Genomic DNA, 15,211 nt, shown 5'->3' with positions numbered 1-15,211 from the left:
GCCTCGTCAGACGGCCTGCGCGAACCCGGACTGCCCGGAGTCGGCGAGGTGCGCGAGGTGCGGCGGGATCTGCCGACCCTTGGCGGTCATCGATTGCGCCCACAGCCGGCCGGCCCGGTAGGACGACCGCACGAGCGGTCCCGCGAGCACGCCGAGGAAGCCGATGCGCTCCGCCTCCTCACGGAAGCCGACGAACTCCTCCGGCTTGACCCACCGGTCGACGGGCAGGTGGCGCGGCGTCGGACGCAGGTACTGCGTGATCGTGATGATGTCGGTGCCGGCATCGTGCAGGTCCCGGAGAGCCTGGACGACCTCCTCGGGGGTCTCGCCCATGCCGAGGATGAGGTTCGACTTGGTGATCAGTCCGGCGTCACGGGCGCGCGTGATCACGCCGAGCGAGCGCTCGTAACGGAACGCGGGCCGGATCCGCTTGAAGATGCGGGGGACTGTCTCGACGTTGTGCGCGAACACCTCCGGTCGTGATGCGAACACCTCGTCGAGCTGCGCCGCATCGCCGTTGAAGTCGGTCGCGAGGATCTCGACGCCCGTGCCCGGGTTCTCCGCGTGGATCCGTCGCACCGTCTCCGCGTGCAGCCAGGCTCCGCCATCGGCGAGATCGTCGCGCGCCACCCCGGTGACCGTCGCGTAGCGCAGCTGCATCCGGCTGACGCTCTCGGCGACGCGGCGCGGCTCGTCGGTGTCGTACTCGGCCGGCTTGCCCGTGTCGATCTGGCAGAAGTCGCACCGTCGTGTGCACTGCGAGCCGCCGATGAGGAAGGTCGCCTCCCGGTCTTCCCAGCATTCGTAGATGTTGGGGCATCCCGCTTCCTGGCAGACCGTGTGCAGGCCTTCCTCGCGGACGAGGTCGTGCAGCGCGCGATACTCCTCGCCCATCCGCGCCTTCGTCTTGATCCATTCCGGCTTGCGCTCGATCGGCGTCTGCGCATTGCGCACTTCCAGGCGAAGGAGCTTGCGTCCCTCCGGCCCTCCCGCGGCGGGGGCGGCGGGCACCGCGCATCCGCCGCTCATGCCGCGGCCGCCGTCTCGAACTCGGCGCGGAAGCGACTCGTGACGGTGTCCACCACGTCGGCGGGCGAGACCCTCCGGTCCAGGACTGTGGAGAGCGACGCGACGCCGGCATCCGTGATGCCGCACGGGATGATCTGCTCGAACGGCGCGAGGTCGTTGTCGCAGTTGAGCGCGAAGCCGTGCATCGTCACGCCGCGCTGAACCCGGACGCCGATGGCCGCGATCTTGGCATCGTGGCCGTCCTGACTCACCCACACGCCGCTTCGCCCCGCCACCTGCCGGGCGGCGACGCCCAGGTCGGCGACGGCTGAGATGAGGACCCGCTCGAGCCTCCGCACGTGCGAGACGACGTCGACCGGCTCGGGCAGGCGCAGGATCGGATACCCCACCAGCTGACCCGGACCGTGCCAGGTGATCTTGCCGCCGCGGTCGACGTCGACGACGGCCGTCCCGTCGGTCGGTCGCTCGGCGGGGTCGGTACGCGCACCCGCGGTGAACACCGGTTCGTGCTCGAGCAGGAGCAGCGTGTCCGGACTGCCGGCGACGACGGCGTCGTGAACACGGCGCTGAAGCTCCCAGCCTTCTGCGTAGGGGACGACGGCGGGGGCGAGCCCCACGACGCGGACATCGAGCACGGATCCTCCTCGAGATACTGGACTGCGGCCAACAATACGACACGCCTAGGCTGTCATGGTGACGTCATCCACCCGCGCCGGCCGGCCTCGCGTGTCGTCCCGCGAGACGCTCGCGGAGGCCGCCTGCGAGCTGTTCCTCGAGCGCGGCTACGAGGCGACGACGGTCGCCGACATCACCCGGCGCGCCGGCGTCAGCCGGTCGAGCTTCTTCAACTACTTCTCGTCGAAGTCGGCCGTCCTGTGGTCGGGGCTCGACGAGCGGATCGGCGCGCTCGAGCTCGCGCTGCGGGGCGCCGGCGGTGCCCACGAGGTCGCGTCCGCGGTCGCCGACCTCGCGCGGGGCTTCGCCCCCGACGCCCTGGCGCTGGCGATAGTCAACGACGTCGCCATGGGGCTGTCGGACGAGCTCGCGCGGGATGCCGCGCTGCGGGCCGCCCGCATCGCGCGTGCCGTCGCCGCCGCCCTTCACCGCTCGGGGGTGGCGCCACTCGAAGCCGACATCCTCGGCGCGGCCTGGGGAGGCGCGGTGCTCGGCGCCGTCCGCTCGTGGGCCCGCGGGGGAGCGGGTCGCGCCGACCTGGCTCAGGAGATGGGGCGGGCCATCGCCATCGTCCAGGGGCGCTGACCGGGTCGCCCTCTCGCATAGAATCGAGGGATCATGGCAACTTTCGGCACGCTCTCCGACCGTCTTACCGAGACCTTCCGGAATCTCCGCACCAAGGGAAAGCTCTCGGCGGCTGACGTCGACCAGACCGTCCGTGAGATCCGCCGTGCGCTTCTCGACGCCGACGTCGCGCTCGCGGTGGTCAAGGAGTTCACCGCCAAGGTGCGCGAGCGCGCGCTCGGCGACGAGGTCAATCGCGCGCTGAACCCGGCGCAGCAGGTCGTCCAGATCGTCAACGAGGAGCTCGTGGGCATCCTCGGCGGCGAGCAGCGCCGCCTGCAGTTCGCGAAGAACCCGCCGACCGTCATCATGCTTGCGGGGCTCCAGGGCTCGGGAAAGACCACGTTCGCGGGCAAGCTCGCCAAGCAGCTCGAGAAGGACGGTCACACGCCCCTCCTCGTCGCGTGCGACCTTCAGCGTCCGAACGCCGTGAATCAGCTCCAGGTCGTGGCCGAGCGAGCCGGCGCCGCCATCTACGCTCCCGAACCCGGCAACGGCGTCGGAGACCCCGTGCGCGTCGCACGTGACGGTGTCGAGCATGCCCGCCGCCAGCAGCACGACGTCGTCATCATCGACACGGCGGGACGCCTGGGCGTCGACGCGGAGCTGATGAAGCAGGCCGCCTCGATCCGCAAGGCCACCGATCCCGATGAGGTCCTCTTCGTCATCGACGCGATGATCGGACAGGACGCGGTCAACACCGCGAAGGCGTTCCAGGAGGGAGTCGACTTCACCGGTGTCGTCCTCTCGAAGCTCGACGGCGACGCCCGAGGCGGTGCCGCCCTGTCGGTCGCCTCGGTCACTCAGCGCCCCATCATCTTCGCGTCCACGGGCGAGGGCCTCGACGACCTCGAACCCTTCCACCCGGACCGCATGGCCAGCCGCATCCTCGACCTCGGTGACATCCTCACCCTGATCGAGCAGGCGCAGCAGGCGTTCGACGAGCAGGAGGCCCTCGCGGTCGCCGAGAAGCTCGCCAAGGAGCAGTTCACGCTCGAGGACTTCCTCGACCAGCTTCAGCAGATGAAGAAGATGGGGTCGATGAAGAAGATGCTCGGCATGCTGCCGGGCATGGGGCAGATGAAGCAGCAGCTCGAGCAGTTCGACGAGCGCGAGATCGACCGCACCGAGGCGATCATCCGATCGATGACCCCGGCGGAGCGTCGCAACCCGAAGGTCCTCAACGGCTCGCGTCGCCTGCGCATCGCGCGCGGTTCGGGAATGACGGTGACCGACGTCAATCAGCTGGTCCAGCGCTTCGAGCAGGCGGCGAAGATGATGAAGACCGTCGCTCGCGGGGGCGTTCCCAACATCCCGGGAATGGGGCCGATGGGCGGCAAGCCCGGCGCCTCGAGCAAGCGCGGCAAGCAGGCCAAGAACAAGGGCGGTTCCCGCTCGGGCAACCCCGCGAAGCGCGCCGCCGAGAACGCGGGCCTCGCGACCGCGACGGCGCCGACCGGTTCCGGCTTCGGTCTGGGGGCAGGCGGGCAGGCTCAGCCGAGCGAGGCCGACCTCGCCGAGATCCAGAAGCTCTTCGGCAAGGGCTGAGTCAGCGGCCCCGCCTCAGCGGCCGACGTCCGGTTTCGCCAAGTGCTGGCGCAGCGTGGGCCCGTCGCGGAACTCGTGGATCAGGTGCTGGACGACCTCGCGAAGGTCGCCGTCGGCGGCATCCGCGACGCGCGTCTGACGGAGGTAGCTGGCCCCCTGATCGAGGATCGTGGTCAATCCGCGGAACTCGCGCGCGCAGTGCAGCTCCTCCGCGATCGGCTCGAGCTCGGCCATCGTGTCGCGGAGGTGATCGGCGACGTGGCGCTGCGTGCCATCGGCGTCGACGATGAGACGCGCGTCCAATCCGTACCGGGCTGCGCGCCACTTGTTCTCCCGCACGAACCACGGCGGGATCGTCGGTAGCGCGCGCCCCTCATCGAGCTGGCGTGAGAGGTGCTCGGTGAGGACCTGGACGAGGGATGCCACGGCCGCGAGCTCGGGGAGCGTCGACATCCCGTCGCACGCGCGGATCTCGATCGTTCCCCACTTCGGTGCGGGGCGGATGTCCCAGCGCACCTCCGAGGCGTCCTCCATGACCCCCGTGCGGACCATTCCGTCGAGGTAGTTCTCGAAGTCGCTCCACTGCGTGAAGCTCCACGGCAGGCCGGCGGTCGGCAGCTGCTGGAAGACGAGGGCTCGGTTGGACGCGTACCCGGTGCGGTCGCCGGCCCAGAACGGACTCGATGCCGACAGGGCCTGCAGGTGGGGGAGGTACAGCGACAGTGCGTTGATCAGCGGGAACACCTTGTTGACGTCCTCGACGCCCACGTGGATGTGGATGCCCCAGATCATCATGTTCCGGCCCCACCACTGGGTCCGTTCGATGAGCTTGTGGTACCGGGTCTTGTCGGTGATCTGCTGCTCGTACCACCGGGCGAAGGGGTGGCTTCCGGCGCAGAGCATCTCGAGGCCGCGCGGTGCGGCGAACTCGCGCACCCGCTGGATCGCGTCGTCGATGTCGTCGACCGCCGCGGCGACCGTGTCGCCGACGCCGCTCGTCACCTCGATGGTGTTCGTCAGCAGCTCGCCGGTGATCGTGTAGCGCTCGAGCGCGGAGGAGTCCTCCATTTCGGCCAGCACCTCGGGCGCGCGGGGCGCGAGATCCCCGGTGTCGCGGTCGGCGAGCATCAACTCCCACTCGATGCCCACGGAGGAGCGGGCAGACGTGGCGAAGGGGACCGTCATGCGCTCAGTCTGACACGCGGTGCGGTGCGGTTCGCGACGACCGTCATCATCTGGCAAAATAGACGGTTGGACCGCTCGCTCGACCCTCTATCCGGCGGGAAGGTCCACCCTCAGAGCTCCCGCCGGGTGTGCACCCCACGCTCCAGGCGACGTTCACTTCACATCACACCACTCAGGAGAATTGTGGCTGTCAAGATCCGTCTCAAGCGCCTCGGTAAGATCCGCGCGCCCTACTACCGCATCGTCGTCGCCGACTCGCGCACCAAGCGCGACGGCCGCGTGATCGAGGAGATCGGTCAGTACCACCCGACCGAGGAGCCCTCGATCATCAAGGTCGACTCCGACCGCGCCCAGTACTGGCTGTCGGTCGGCGCTCAGCCGACCGAGCAGGTCACCGCGCTGCTGAAGCTCACGGGCGACTGGGGCAAGTTCAAGGGCGACAAGAACGCCGTCTCGACCGTTCGCACGGCCGAGGCCAAGGGCGAGTTCGTCGCAGACGCGTCGAAGAAGTCGGTCATCAAGCCGCAGGCCGCCAAGAAGGCCGAGGAGCCCGCTGAGGCTCCCGCCGACGAGGCTCCCGCCGCCGACGCGACCGACGCGGAGTAATCCGTTGCTGTCCGCCGCGCTCGAGCACGTCGTCAAGGGGATCGTCGATCACCCCGACGACGTCGTCATCCGTTCCTCCTCGTCGCCCCGCGGCGAGGTCCTCGAGGTGCGCGTGCACCCCGACGACCGGGGACGGGTGATCGGGCGCGGCGGACGCACCGCCAAGGCGCTGCGCGCGCTGATCTCCGCGCTTGCCGACGGCACGCGCGTTCGCGTCGACGTCGCGGACGACTGAGATGGCCGCCGACCCCGCTCGCACCCAGCTGCGCGTCGGGCGCCTTGTCAAGGCGCACGGCCTCAAGGGCGCACTCAAGCTCGAGCTCTACACCGATGATCCCGACGGCCGCTTCGTGCCGGGCGCGACGTTCACGTTGCAGGTCCCCGAGGCGTCTCCCTGGCACGGCAAGTCCGTGACCGTCCGCGAGTTCCGGTGGATGAACTCGCACCCCGTCCTCTTCCTCGAGGACGTCAACGACCGCGATGCTGCCGAGAGCCTCGTCAAGGCCATCCTCTGGGTCGACCAGGACGGCGACGCCACGGCCGAGGATGACGCCTGGTTCGATCACCAGCTCGTCGGCCTCGACGTCGTGCGTGACGGTGAGCGGGTCGGACGCATCGCACGCGTCGATCATCTCCCCGCGCAGGACCTGCTCATCGTCCAGCGCGACGGTGACGACACCGAGATCCTCGTGCCGTTCGTCAAGGCGATCGTGCCCGAGGTGGATGTCGCTGCGGGCCGAGTCATCGTCACCCCGCCGGCGGGGCTGTTCGAAGATCTGCCGGCCGAGGATGCCGACGACGCCTCCGGCGCGGCATCCGACCGGGACGGCGACAGCGCCCCCTCCGAGGACTGACGTGCGCGTCGACGTCGTCACGATCTTCCCCGCATTCTTCGACGTCCTCGAGGTCTCGCTCCTCGGCAAGGCCCGCGGCGCCGGCCTCCTCGATGTCCGCGTCCACGACCTGCGGGACTACACCACCGATCGGCACCGCACCGTCGACGACACCCCCTACGGCGGCGGCGCCGGCATGGTGATGAAGCCCGAGCCGTGGGGTCTCGCGCTGGATGCGATCGTCGCGGACGCGGGTGACCGGCCGACGTTCATCTTTCCCGCGCCTGCCGGCGAGCGATTCTCGCAGAGCACCGCTCGCGAGCTGAGCGAAGCGTCGCACCTCGTCTTCGGCTGCGGCCGCTACGAGGGGATCGACGAGCGCGTCTTCGCATACGCGGCGACGCTCGGCGACGTCCGGCTCATGAGCCTCGGCGACTACGTCCTCAACGGGGGAGAGGTCGCCTCGATGGCGATGATCGAAGCGATCGGCCGCCTCATTCCCGGCGTGGTCGGCAACCCTGAGAGCCTCGTCGAGGAGTCGCACGAAGACGGGCTGCTCGAGTACCCCTCGTACACCAAGCCCGCGTCGTGGCGCGGCCACGAAGTGCCGGACGTCCTGCTCAGCGGGCACCACGGCCGCGTCGCGGAGTGGCGGCACGCCCAGCGGGTCGAGCGGACGCGCGAGCGCCGTCCCGACCTGCTTCCCGCCGACCCCGAGGCCTGAGCGGGCCGCCGGAGGCGGACCGGGACAGAGGGCGGGTCAGTCGACGCCGAGGAACGAGCGGTCGGTGAGGATGACCGGACCGTCCGCGGTGATGGCTACGGTGTGCTCGGAGTGCGCCCCCCGCGATCCGTCGGCGCTGCGGAGCGTCCATCCGTCGGCATCCGTGACCAGCTTGTCGGTGCTCTGGAGGAACCACGGCTCGAGTGCGACGACGAGACCCGCACGCAGCGGGTAGCCGCGGCCCGGCTTGCCGTCGTTGGGCACGTGAGGGTCGCCGTGCATCTCGCGCCCGACGCCATGGCCGCCGAAATCGGTGTTGATCGACAGGCCATCGGCGCGGGCGACCGTCGCCACCGCGTGGGAGATGTCGCCGATCTTGTTGCCGACCACGGCGGCGCCGATCGCCGCGTCGAGAGCGCGCTCGGTCGTGTCGATCAGCGCGAGGTCTTCGTCGCGCGGGGTTCCCACGACGAACGACACCGCGGAGTCGGCAACCCAGCCGTCGACGGAGACGGCGAAGTCGAGTGTGACGAGATCGCCGTCGCGGAGGGCGTAGTCGTGGGGGAGGCCGTGCAGCACGGCGTCGTTGATCGACGTGCAGATGACCTTGCCGAACGGGCTGGCGCCGAACGACGGGTGGTAGTCGATGTAGCAGGATTCGGCCCCGGCGCGGCGGATCAGGTCGTGCGCGCGCCGGTCGATCGCCAGGAGGTTCGTGCCGACCTTCGTCTCGTCGCGGAGGGTCGCCAGCGTCTCGGCGACGAAACGTCCCGCGGGACGCATCGCTTCGATCTCGGCAGGGGTGCGCAGTTCGATCATCGTGATCCTCTCTTCAGCTTCTATCCTGCCGGACCGGCGTAGCATCGGGAGTATGTGGCTGCGACGCGCGCTCTTCCATTGGCTCCTTCCGGCGGCTCTGGTGCTGCCGCTGTGGCTCGTGGTGGGCTGGGCCATCTCGGGTGCGAGCGGCTGGGTCTTCCTGTGGGTCCTGTTCATCGCGGTGCCGGCCGTGCTCGTCGGTGAGCTCGTGACGACGTTCCTGGTGCGGGCCCGGGGCACCGTCCGGCACTCGCGGATGCTGTCGTGGTGGGACGTGCTCGTCTTCACCGTGTGGCACGCGCTCATCATCGCCATCGGGTTCTACCCCGAGGGTGCCTTCTGGCCGCTGCTTCTCGCCGCAGTCGCCGCCTTCCTCGCCGTCTTTTGGGTGTCGCTCTGGCAGCTCTTCCGCGAAGCGCGACCCGTCTCGCTGTTCTCCGTCGCCACGGATCCGGCCTACCTGCGCGAGGCGATGCGACCGACGGCCGAACGTCGTGCCGACGACAAGGTCGTGATCATCGAAGAGGTCCGGCGCAGCGACAGCTGACGTTTTGGTCAGTCGCGCCCGGCGTGGCAGAATGAACGCTTGTGCCCTGACAGATCTCTGCCTCAGGGGAGCGGCGCCCGGCGGGTGCCCGGGGCACCGCATCCTTATTCAACTCTCTCGTGGTCGACCTGAGGCGGTCGCAGGAAGAACAGATCATGCAGATCCTCGACTCCGTCGACGCAGCATCGCTGCGCAGCGACATTCCCGCATTCGCCCCCGGCGACACCGTCAAGGTGCACGTCAACATCACGGAGGGCAACCGCTCGCGTATCCAGGTCTTCCAGGGCGTCGTCATCGGCCGCTCCGGCGACGGTGTGCGCGAGACCTTCACCGTCCGGAAGATCAGCTTCCAGGTCGGCGTCGAGCGTACGTTCCCCGTCCACAGCCCCGTCATCGACCACATCGAGGTCGTCACGCGCGGTGACGTTCGCCGCGCGAAGCTGTACTACCTGCGCAACCTGCGTGGCAAGAAGGCGAAGATCAAGGAGAAGCGCGACCGCTGATCGCAGCGACGCATTCTCTGGATGCCCCGGGCTCTGGCTCGGGGCATCCGTCGTCTCCGCTGCGCGGTGACCGGCGATGGTCGCGGAATGTGCGACCCTGGGTAAGGCTCCCCGGCGGGCGAGTCGGATGAGAGGCGATGAATGACCACCGATGACCTTGCCGCGCAGGCGCCGAAGCCCGCGCGATCACGATCTCGTCGCCTCGGCCTGCTGCTTCGCGACATCCTCGTGATCGTCGCCATCGCTCTCGCGGTGTCGTTCCTGGTCAAGACGTTCCTCGTCCGTTCGTTCTACATCCCGTCCGGGTCGATGGAGCGGACGCTCCTGAAAGACGACCGGATCCTGGTGGACCAGCTCACGCCGCGGTTCGGCGGGTACGCCCGCGGCGACGTCGTCGTCTTCCGCGATCCCGGTGGATGGCTCCCGGCCACGGTCGAGCCCGCCCGGCCGCCGCTCGTGGAGGGCATGGACTGGGTGCTCTCCGTCGTGGGGCTGTCGGCTCCCGACAGCAAAGACCACCTCATCAAGCGGATCATCGGGATGCCGGGCGACCACGTCGTCTGCTGCAACGCCGTCGGCCAGATCACGGTGAACGACGTTCCCATCGACGAGTCCTCGTACGTCTCGCTCGCGGACGGACAATCGGCCCCGCAGGAGGTGCCGTTCGACGTGACGGTGCCCGAGAACTCGCTGTGGGTGCTCGGCGACAACCGCGATCATTCGCGGGACTCGCGCTACAACCGCGACCAGCCTTCGCAGGGCTTCGTCCCGCTCGACAACGTCGTCGGACGCGCCTTTCTCATCACCTGGCCGCTCGACCGTTTCGGCCTCATCGACTTCCACCACGACGTCTTCGCGGGTGTGCCCGCGCCCGAAGGACGATGACCGTCGTCGCGCCCCGGCTGACCGTCGAACGGCGGCTGCTGCGCGAGTACGAGTTCGTCATCGCGCTCGACGAGGTCGGGCGCGGCGCGTTGGCGGGCCCGGTCTCGGTCGGCGCCGCCGTGCTCGACGCGCGCTGCGCGCGCCGCCGGATCCCCGAGGGGCTTCGCGATTCGAAGCTCGTGACCGAGCTGCGCCGGCCCGAGCTGGCGCTGCGAGCAGCGGACTGGGTCGTGGCCTCGGCGGTGGGATCGGCCACGCCGGGCGAGATCGATGAGATGGGCATCATGCGGGCACTCGGCCTGGCTGCGGTCCGCGCGATCCAGGGTCTGGGCGGCGTCGACCCCTTCGCGGCGGAGACCGTCGTGATCCTGGACGGCAATCACGACTACGTGAGCCCGATGGCCGGACCGGGCCTGACGGTCCGCACGATCATCAAGGCCGACCGCGACTGCGCGAGCGCCGCGGCGGCGTCGGTCATCGCGAAGGTGTCGCGCGATACCCACATGACCGAACTGCACGATGAGACGCCGATGTACGAGTGGGCGCGGAACAAGGGGTACGCCAGCGCGCTCCACCGTGCCGCGATCCGCGAGCACGGGCTGTCGCGTCATCACCGGGCGTCGTGGGCGATCGCCGACGCGCCGACGCTGTTCTGACGTCGCTGCCGGGGCGGCCGCCGGGGAGGATGACGTCCTGCTGCCGCCGCCTAGGATGGAAGCACCATGGATGACGAAGTCTTCGAAGACTATGACCGCGAGCTGGAGCTGGCGCTCTACAAGGAGTACCGCGACGTCGTGTCGCAGTTCCAGTATGTGATCGAGACCGAGCGTCGCTTCTACCTCGCGAACGACGTCAACGTCGTCCGGCGCGACACCGAGCACGACTTCTACTTCGAGCTGACGATGACCGACGTATGGGTCTGGGACATCTACCGCGCCGATCGTTTCGTGAAGTCCGTGCGGGTGCTGACCTTCAAAGACGTCAACGTCGAAGAGCTCCAGCGTCGCGACTTCGAGCTGCCCGACGAGCTTTCGCTCGACAGCTGAGCTTCCTCCCCAGGGCCGTCTCCTTGCCGGTTCTGCACGGGCTCACGGCCGTGGCACCCGGGTCGTCCGCCGCCGCGCGAGAGTGCTCGTATGGCAGCGAAAGACGACCGGGGCCGCGCCGGTGAAGAGCGGGCCGCGCGGCACCTGACCCGCCTCGGCTACGAGATACTCGACCGCAACTGGCGTGACCGCCAGGGGGAGATCGACATCGTCGCGGTGTCGCGCGACGAGCTCGTCATCGTCGAGGTCAAGACCCGGCGGACCGCGGCGTACGGGCACCCGTTCGAGGCGGTCGACGAGCGCAAGAAGGACCGGCTGTGGCGCCTCGCGTGCGCGTGGATCGCCGCACATCCGGGGGAGGTGCGCGGACGCCGTATTCGTCTCGACGTCATCGGCATCACCGGCGACGACGTCGAGGCGGCGGTGCTCGAGCACGTCGAGGATCTCCGATGAGCCTCGGCCGCACCTGGGCGGTCTCGCTCACGGGGCTGGCCGGCGATCTCGTCGAGGTCGAGGCCGACCTGTCGAACCAGACGCCCGCGTTCCGCATCGTCGGTCTCGCGGACCGGGCCCTCGCCGAGGCGCAGCAGCGCGTGCACAACGCCTGCCAGAACAGCGGGCTGCCGCTGTCGCGACGTCGTGTGACGGTCAATCTCTCCCCGGCCAGCCTCCCGAAGCAGGGATCGGGTTTCGATGTCGCCATCGCTGCGGCCGCGCTCGCGACAGAGCTGCCGATGGATCCGGTGTCGCTTGCCGACACGGTCCACATCGGTGAGCTGGGCCTCGACGGACGCCTCCGGCCGGTTCCCGGAGTGCTCCCCGCGGTGATCGCCGCGGCGCGGGCAGGACGGCGGACGGTCATCGTTCCCGAGGCCTGCCGAGCCGAAGCCGCTCTCGTCGACGGCATCCGGGTCGTCGGATGCCGCACCCTCGCAGGCGTCGCGCGCTGGCACGGGCTCGACATCGATGGTGACGACGAAGCGGTGCCCGAGGTGCCGGGACCGGCCGCGGGCGGGGAGAGCGGGGACGGGCTGCCTGTCGACGATCTCTCGGACATCCGCGGACAGGAGGAGGCGATCGACGCGCTCGTCGTGGCGGCCGCCGGCGGCCATCATCTGCTCATGAGCGGTCCGCCCGGCGCGGGCAAGACCATGCTCGCACGACGCCTGCCGGGGATCCTGCCCGCGCTCGACGACGAGACCGCGCTTCAGGTGGCATCCATACGCTCGCTGTCCGGCACGGTCGTCGACAGCCTGAGCAGGGTTCCTCCGTTCGAGGCGCCGCATCACAGCGTGAGCGTCGCGGCGCTGGTCGGCGGCGGCAGCAGGTCGTTGCGCCCGGGGGCGATCGCTCGCGCGAGCGGGGGCGTGCTGTTCCTCGACGAGGCTGGTGAGTACAGCGCCCACGCGTTGGATTCTCTGCGTCAGCCGCTCGAGGCGGGGTCGATCGACATACACCGGGCGGGGTTCCGAGCGACGCTGCCGGCGAGGTTCCAGCTGGTGCTGGCGACGAACCCCTGCCCGTGCGGACAGTACGGAGTCCGTGGCGGCACATGCTCCTGTCCATCTCTCGCGATCCGTCGCTATCTCGGCCGGCTCTCCGGCCCCTTGCTGGACCGCATCGACATCGAGCTCTCGCTTTCGCGGGTGTCGCTCGCCGACCTGGCGTCGCGCGGTCCTGCGCAGATGACCACTGCGAACGCGCGGGAGCAGGTCGCGGCCGCGCGAGCGCGGGCTGCCGCGCGGCTGGCGGCGACGCCCTGGCGGACGAACGCCGCTGTCTCCGGAGCCTGGCTGCGCGATGGACCGCTCGCTCCCGAGCCGCGCGTCCGCGCTCCGCTCGACACGGCGCTCCAGCGCGGCTCGCTCACCCTACGCGGCTACGACCGGGTGTTGCGGGTGGCATGGTCGGTCGCCGACCTCGCCGGTCGCGAGCGCCTGACCGCGAGTGACGTCGGGCGCGCGCTGTTCCTCAAGAAGGGGCTGCAGCAGTGAGCGACGACGAGGTGCGCAGAGCGTTGGCGGGGCTCGTGCCCGCGGGCGACCTCGCGGCTCCCGAAAGCGGTCGCGAGCGTTGGGCACGCGCACGATGGTCGGTGCTGGCCGAGCCCGGCGACGGTATCGCCGGCCTCGCGATCCAGCGGCTGGGACCGTCCCGCGCTCTCCAGTGCGCCCTGCGAGACGACACACCCCCGGCGGAGCTCGACCTCGACGTACGGGACTGGCGCCGCGCCTGTGCCCGGTGGCGTCCGCGACAGGACGACCACCGCTATCCGATCGAGCGGGCTCGGCGGGTGGGCGTCAGACTCGTCATCCCGGGGGATGCAGCGTGGCCGGTGCGCGTCGACGAGCTCGGCATCCATGCTCCGGTCGCGCTGTGGGCACGCGGGCAGACGGATGTGCTCGCAGCGCCGGTGACGGCTGTCGCGCTCGTGGGCGCCCGTGCCGCGACGCCGTACGGGGTGCAGGTCGCGGGGGAGATCGCGGGGGACCTGGGCGTCGGTGGCGCGACGATCGTCTCGGGTGCTGCGGTCGGCATCGACGCGGCGGCGCACCGGGCGTGCCTCGCCGTCGACGGCGTCACGATCGCCGTGCTGGCCGGCGGCGTCGACAAGGCGTACCCGTCGGGGCACGCCGGCCTGCTGACGGACGTGTCGCGTCGCGGCGTGGTGGTGAGTGAGGTTCCCTGCGGCACGGCGCCGACGAAGTGGCGTTTCCTGCAGCGCAATCGGCTCATCGCCGCGCTCTCCGATGCCACCGTGGTAGTCGAGGCGGGGTGGCGGTCGGGTTCGTTGAACACCGCGGGTCACGCGGCGGCGCTCGGGCGGGCACTCGGCGCAGTGCCGGGGCCGGTCACGTCTGCGGCGTCGGCGGGATGCCATCGGATCCTCCGCGAGTACGACGGGCGGTGCATCACGAGCGCGGACGACGTGCGGGAGCTGCTCGGATGGTCGGTGGAGCCTGGCCATGCCGCGGCTCTCGACGGTGACGGTCGGACGGACGATGCGACCAGGGTGCTCGACGCGCTGAGCACCCGAGCGCCGCGGGATGTGGCGGAGATCGCTCGGCGCTCCGGTGTGGCCGGCGAGGACGTGAGCGGCTGGCTGGGGCTCCTGGAGCTCGATGGCCGCGTCGTGTCCGACGAGCGCGGGTGGCGTCGAACGGCGAGCTGACGGCTGGCGCTCCGCGAGCCTGGCCCGGCAGCGACCACGGATCGGTCATGCTGGCTGCATGCTCATCTCGGAGGCGGCGGAGGCGTATGCGAAGCATCTGCTGCGCGTCCGCAGGCTCTCGGAGAACACCGTTCGGGCCTACCGCAACGACCTCGTCGATCTGGTTGCCGCGTCCGGCGACATCGAGCTCGCGGAAGTGGACATCGAAGTGCTGCGTGACTGGGTCTGGCGCGCGAGTGAACGGGGCGATGCGCGATCGACGCTGGCCCGCCGCACCGCGACCGCGCGCGGCTTCTTCGCGTGGGCGACCGAGCGCGGCTTGATTGCCAGCGATCCTGCGCTGCGCCTCGCGTCGCCGAAGCGGGCGCGAACCCTGCCCAAGGTCGCGACCGCCCAGACGATGGCGACGGTCCTGGATGATCTGCGGGCGCGGGCGGCAGACGGAGACCCGGTCCTCCTCCGCGACCACGCGATCCTCGAGCTGCTGTACGCGACGGGCATCCGCGTGTCCGAACTGTGCGGGCTCGACCTGGACAACGTCGACAGCCATCGCCGCACGGTGCGCGTCACCGGCAAGGGCGACAAAGACCGGGTCGTTCCGGTGGGCGGTCCGGCGTTCGATGCCGTTCAGGCCTACCTGGTACGCGGGCGCCCGGCGCTCGCGGCACGCGCCGCAGGCCACGCGAGCGCAGCGCGCGCGGTGTTCCTCGGCTCACGCGGCGGCCGGCTGACCCCGCGCGGCGTGTACGCGACGGTGTCAGAGAAGCTCGGCCCCGCACTCGGGGTGGATGCCGTGGGGCCGCACACCCTGCGACATTCCGCCGCGACGCATCTGCTGGATGGCGGCGCCGACCTGCGTGCCGTCCAGGAGATCCTCGGGCATGCGAGCCTCGGCACGACGCAGATCTACACGCACGTGTCGGGGGAGCGGCTCGCCGCCGCCTACCGCCAGGCTCATCCACGGGCCTGATGGTGCGCTGCGCCGGCCCGTCGTAGCGTGGAGTGTGCCGGGGAC

Annotated in this window: 19 protein-coding genes; 15 read left to right on the top strand and 4 right to left on the bottom strand. The window is 70.2% G+C overall.

The features are described from left to right. Positions 1-6 precede the first annotated feature (6 nt). Positions 7-1,029, bottom strand: coding sequence for a lipoyl synthase (gene lipA / locus CI089_RS11265; RefSeq protein WP_094261657.1), 1,023 nt, complete (start codon positions 1,027-1,029; stop codon positions 7-9). After that, positions 1,026-1,664, bottom strand: a complete 639-nt coding sequence (gene lipB, locus CI089_RS11260; protein ID WP_094261656.1) for a lipoyl(octanoyl) transferase LipB — start codon at positions 1,662-1,664, stop codon at positions 1,026-1,028. Before lipB ends, lipA begins: the two co-directional genes overlap by 4 nt. A gap of 58 nt (positions 1,665-1,722) precedes the next feature. Between lipB and CI089_RS11255 the strand changes: the two genes are divergently transcribed. After that, positions 1,723-2,289 carry a TetR/AcrR family transcriptional regulator gene (locus tag CI089_RS11255; protein WP_179223314.1) on the top strand — a complete coding sequence of 189 codons (567 nt, stop codon included), beginning with the start codon at positions 1,723-1,725 and terminating at the stop codon, positions 2,287-2,289. Positions 2,290-2,322: 33 nt separating this feature from the next. Continuing rightward, the gene (gene ffh, locus CI089_RS11250) at positions 2,323-3,876 is read left to right on the top strand and encodes a signal recognition particle protein (RefSeq protein WP_094261654.1); all 1,554 of its coding nucleotides are present in this window, start codon (positions 2,323-2,325) and stop codon (positions 3,874-3,876) included. A 15-nt stretch (positions 3,877-3,891) separates the two neighbouring features. Here the strand turns inward: ffh and CI089_RS11245 are convergent, their stop codons facing one another. Continuing rightward, a complete protein-coding gene (locus tag CI089_RS11245) occupies positions 3,892-5,061 on the bottom strand; it encodes a glutamate--cysteine ligase (protein WP_094261653.1) in 1,170 nt (389 codons plus the stop codon). Positions 5,062-5,244: 183 nt separating this feature from the next. On the opposite strand from CI089_RS11245, the gene rpsP reads away from it, so the two are divergent. From rpsP to trmD, 4 genes are read left to right on the top strand one after another with little or no spacing between them, the layout of a single operon-like run. Further along, positions 5,245-5,667, top strand: a complete 423-nt coding sequence (gene rpsP / locus CI089_RS11240) for a 30S ribosomal protein S16 (RefSeq protein ID WP_094261652.1) — start codon at positions 5,245-5,247, stop codon at positions 5,665-5,667. A gap of 4 nt (positions 5,668-5,671) precedes the next feature. Further along, positions 5,672-5,902 (top strand): RNA-binding protein, encoded by a 231-nt coding sequence (locus CI089_RS11235; RefSeq protein ID WP_023950977.1) that lies wholly within the window; start codon positions 5,672-5,674, stop codon positions 5,900-5,902. Position 5,903: 1 nt separating this feature from the next. Further along, positions 5,904-6,521 (top strand): ribosome maturation factor RimM, encoded by a 618-nt coding sequence (gene rimM, locus CI089_RS11230; RefSeq protein ID WP_094261651.1) that lies wholly within the window; start codon positions 5,904-5,906, stop codon positions 6,519-6,521. Position 6,522: 1 nt separating this feature from the next. Beyond that, positions 6,523-7,224 (top strand): tRNA (guanosine(37)-N1)-methyltransferase TrmD, encoded by a 702-nt coding sequence (gene trmD, locus CI089_RS11225; protein ID WP_094261650.1) that lies wholly within the window; start codon positions 6,523-6,525, stop codon positions 7,222-7,224. A 36-nt stretch (positions 7,225-7,260) separates the two neighbouring features. Here the strand turns inward: trmD and map are convergent, their stop codons facing one another. Continuing rightward, complete coding sequence (gene map / locus CI089_RS11220) at positions 7,261-8,043, bottom strand: type I methionyl aminopeptidase (RefSeq protein WP_094261649.1); 783 nt, start codon at positions 8,041-8,043, stop codon at positions 7,261-7,263. A gap of 52 nt (positions 8,044-8,095) precedes the next feature. On the opposite strand from map, the gene CI089_RS11215 reads away from it, so the two are divergent. The 9 genes from CI089_RS11215 (at position 8,096) to CI089_RS11175 (ending at position 15,166) form a co-directional block, all read left to right on the top strand. Next, positions 8,096-8,590 carry an MFS transporter permease gene (locus CI089_RS11215; RefSeq protein ID WP_094261648.1) on the top strand — a complete coding sequence of 165 codons (495 nt, stop codon included), beginning with the start codon at positions 8,096-8,098 and terminating at the stop codon, positions 8,588-8,590. Between the two features lie 155 nt (positions 8,591-8,745). Beyond that, positions 8,746-9,093, top strand: coding sequence for a 50S ribosomal protein L19 (gene rplS / locus CI089_RS11210; RefSeq protein ID WP_023950969.1), 348 nt, complete (start codon positions 8,746-8,748; stop codon positions 9,091-9,093). Between the two features lie 141 nt (positions 9,094-9,234). Next, positions 9,235-9,978, top strand: a complete 744-nt coding sequence (lepB, locus tag CI089_RS11205; RefSeq protein ID WP_023950967.1) for a signal peptidase I — start codon at positions 9,235-9,237, stop codon at positions 9,976-9,978. Next, entirely contained in the window at positions 9,975-10,634 is a 660-nt protein-coding gene (locus CI089_RS11200; RefSeq protein ID WP_094261647.1) for a ribonuclease HII, read from the top strand. Before lepB ends, CI089_RS11200 begins: the two co-directional genes overlap by 4 nt. 66 nt (positions 10,635-10,700) lie before the next feature. Continuing rightward, the gene (locus CI089_RS11195; RefSeq protein ID WP_094261646.1) at positions 10,701-11,024 is read left to right on the top strand and encodes a DUF2469 family protein; all 324 of its coding nucleotides are present in this window, start codon (positions 10,701-10,703) and stop codon (positions 11,022-11,024) included. Positions 11,025-11,114: 90 nt separating this feature from the next. Next, positions 11,115-11,477 (top strand): YraN family protein, encoded by a 363-nt coding sequence (locus CI089_RS11190; protein WP_094261645.1) that lies wholly within the window; start codon positions 11,115-11,117, stop codon positions 11,475-11,477. Further along, the gene (locus CI089_RS11185) at positions 11,474-13,018 is read left to right on the top strand and encodes a YifB family Mg chelatase-like AAA ATPase (protein WP_094261644.1); all 1,545 of its coding nucleotides are present in this window, start codon (positions 11,474-11,476) and stop codon (positions 13,016-13,018) included. Before CI089_RS11190 ends, CI089_RS11185 begins: the two co-directional genes overlap by 4 nt. Further along, positions 13,015-14,196, top strand: a complete 1,182-nt coding sequence (dprA, locus tag CI089_RS11180) for a DNA-processing protein DprA (RefSeq protein ID WP_094261643.1) — start codon at positions 13,015-13,017, stop codon at positions 14,194-14,196. Before CI089_RS11185 ends, dprA begins: the two co-directional genes overlap by 4 nt. A 58-nt stretch (positions 14,197-14,254) precedes the next feature. Next, positions 14,255-15,166: a tyrosine recombinase XerC gene (locus tag CI089_RS11175; RefSeq protein ID WP_094261642.1), complete on the top strand. Its 912-nt coding sequence runs from the start codon at positions 14,255-14,257 to the stop codon at positions 15,164-15,166. Positions 15,167-15,211: the final 45 nt, after the last annotated feature.

The organism is Microbacterium sp. Yaish 1, from assembly GCF_002245215.1.
Lineage (GTDB): Bacteria > Actinomycetota > Actinomycetes > Actinomycetales > Microbacteriaceae > Microbacterium.
The sequence above is the reverse complement of the archived record's forward strand: the minus strand, read 5'-3'. Positions and strand labels throughout refer to the sequence as shown.

What these genes read in the sequence shown, in the direction of transcription:
- CI089_RS11175 (WP_094261642.1), top strand. Translation starts at nt 14,255, where the DNA reads ATGCTCATCTCGGAGGCGGCGGAGGCGTATGCGAAGCATCTGCTGCGC.
- CI089_RS11195 (WP_094261646.1), top strand. Translation starts at nt 10,701, where the DNA reads ATGGATGACGAAGTCTTCGAAGACTATGACCGCGAGCTGGAGCTGGCG.
- CI089_RS11190 (WP_094261645.1), top strand. Translation starts at nt 11,115, where the DNA reads ATGGCAGCGAAAGACGACCGGGGCCGCGCCGGTGAAGAGCGGGCCGCG.
- CI089_RS11215 (WP_094261648.1), top strand. Translation starts at nt 8,096, where the DNA reads ATGTGGCTGCGACGCGCGCTCTTCCATTGGCTCCTTCCGGCGGCTCTG.
- lepB (WP_023950967.1), top strand. Translation starts at nt 9,235, where the DNA reads ATGACCACCGATGACCTTGCCGCGCAGGCGCCGAAGCCCGCGCGATCA.
- map (WP_094261649.1), bottom strand. Translation starts at nt 8,043, where the DNA reads ATGATCGAACTGCGCACCCCTGCCGAGATCGAAGCGATGCGTCCCGCG.
- rplS (WP_023950969.1), top strand. Translation starts at nt 8,746, where the DNA reads ATGCAGATCCTCGACTCCGTCGACGCAGCATCGCTGCGCAGCGACATT.
- CI089_RS11185 (WP_094261644.1), top strand. Translation starts at nt 11,474, where the DNA reads ATGAGCCTCGGCCGCACCTGGGCGGTCTCGCTCACGGGGCTGGCCGGC.
- lipA (WP_094261657.1), bottom strand. Translation starts at nt 1,029, where the DNA reads ATGAGCGGCGGATGCGCGGTGCCCGCCGCCCCCGCCGCGGGAGGGCCG.
- rimM (WP_094261651.1), top strand. Translation starts at nt 5,904, where the DNA reads ATGGCCGCCGACCCCGCTCGCACCCAGCTGCGCGTCGGGCGCCTTGTC.
- ffh (WP_094261654.1), top strand. Translation starts at nt 2,323, where the DNA reads ATGGCAACTTTCGGCACGCTCTCCGACCGTCTTACCGAGACCTTCCGG.
- CI089_RS11245 (WP_094261653.1), bottom strand. Translation starts at nt 5,061, where the DNA reads ATGACGGTCCCCTTCGCCACGTCTGCCCGCTCCTCCGTGGGCATCGAG.
- CI089_RS11200 (WP_094261647.1), top strand. Translation starts at nt 9,975, where the DNA reads ATGACCGTCGTCGCGCCCCGGCTGACCGTCGAACGGCGGCTGCTGCGC.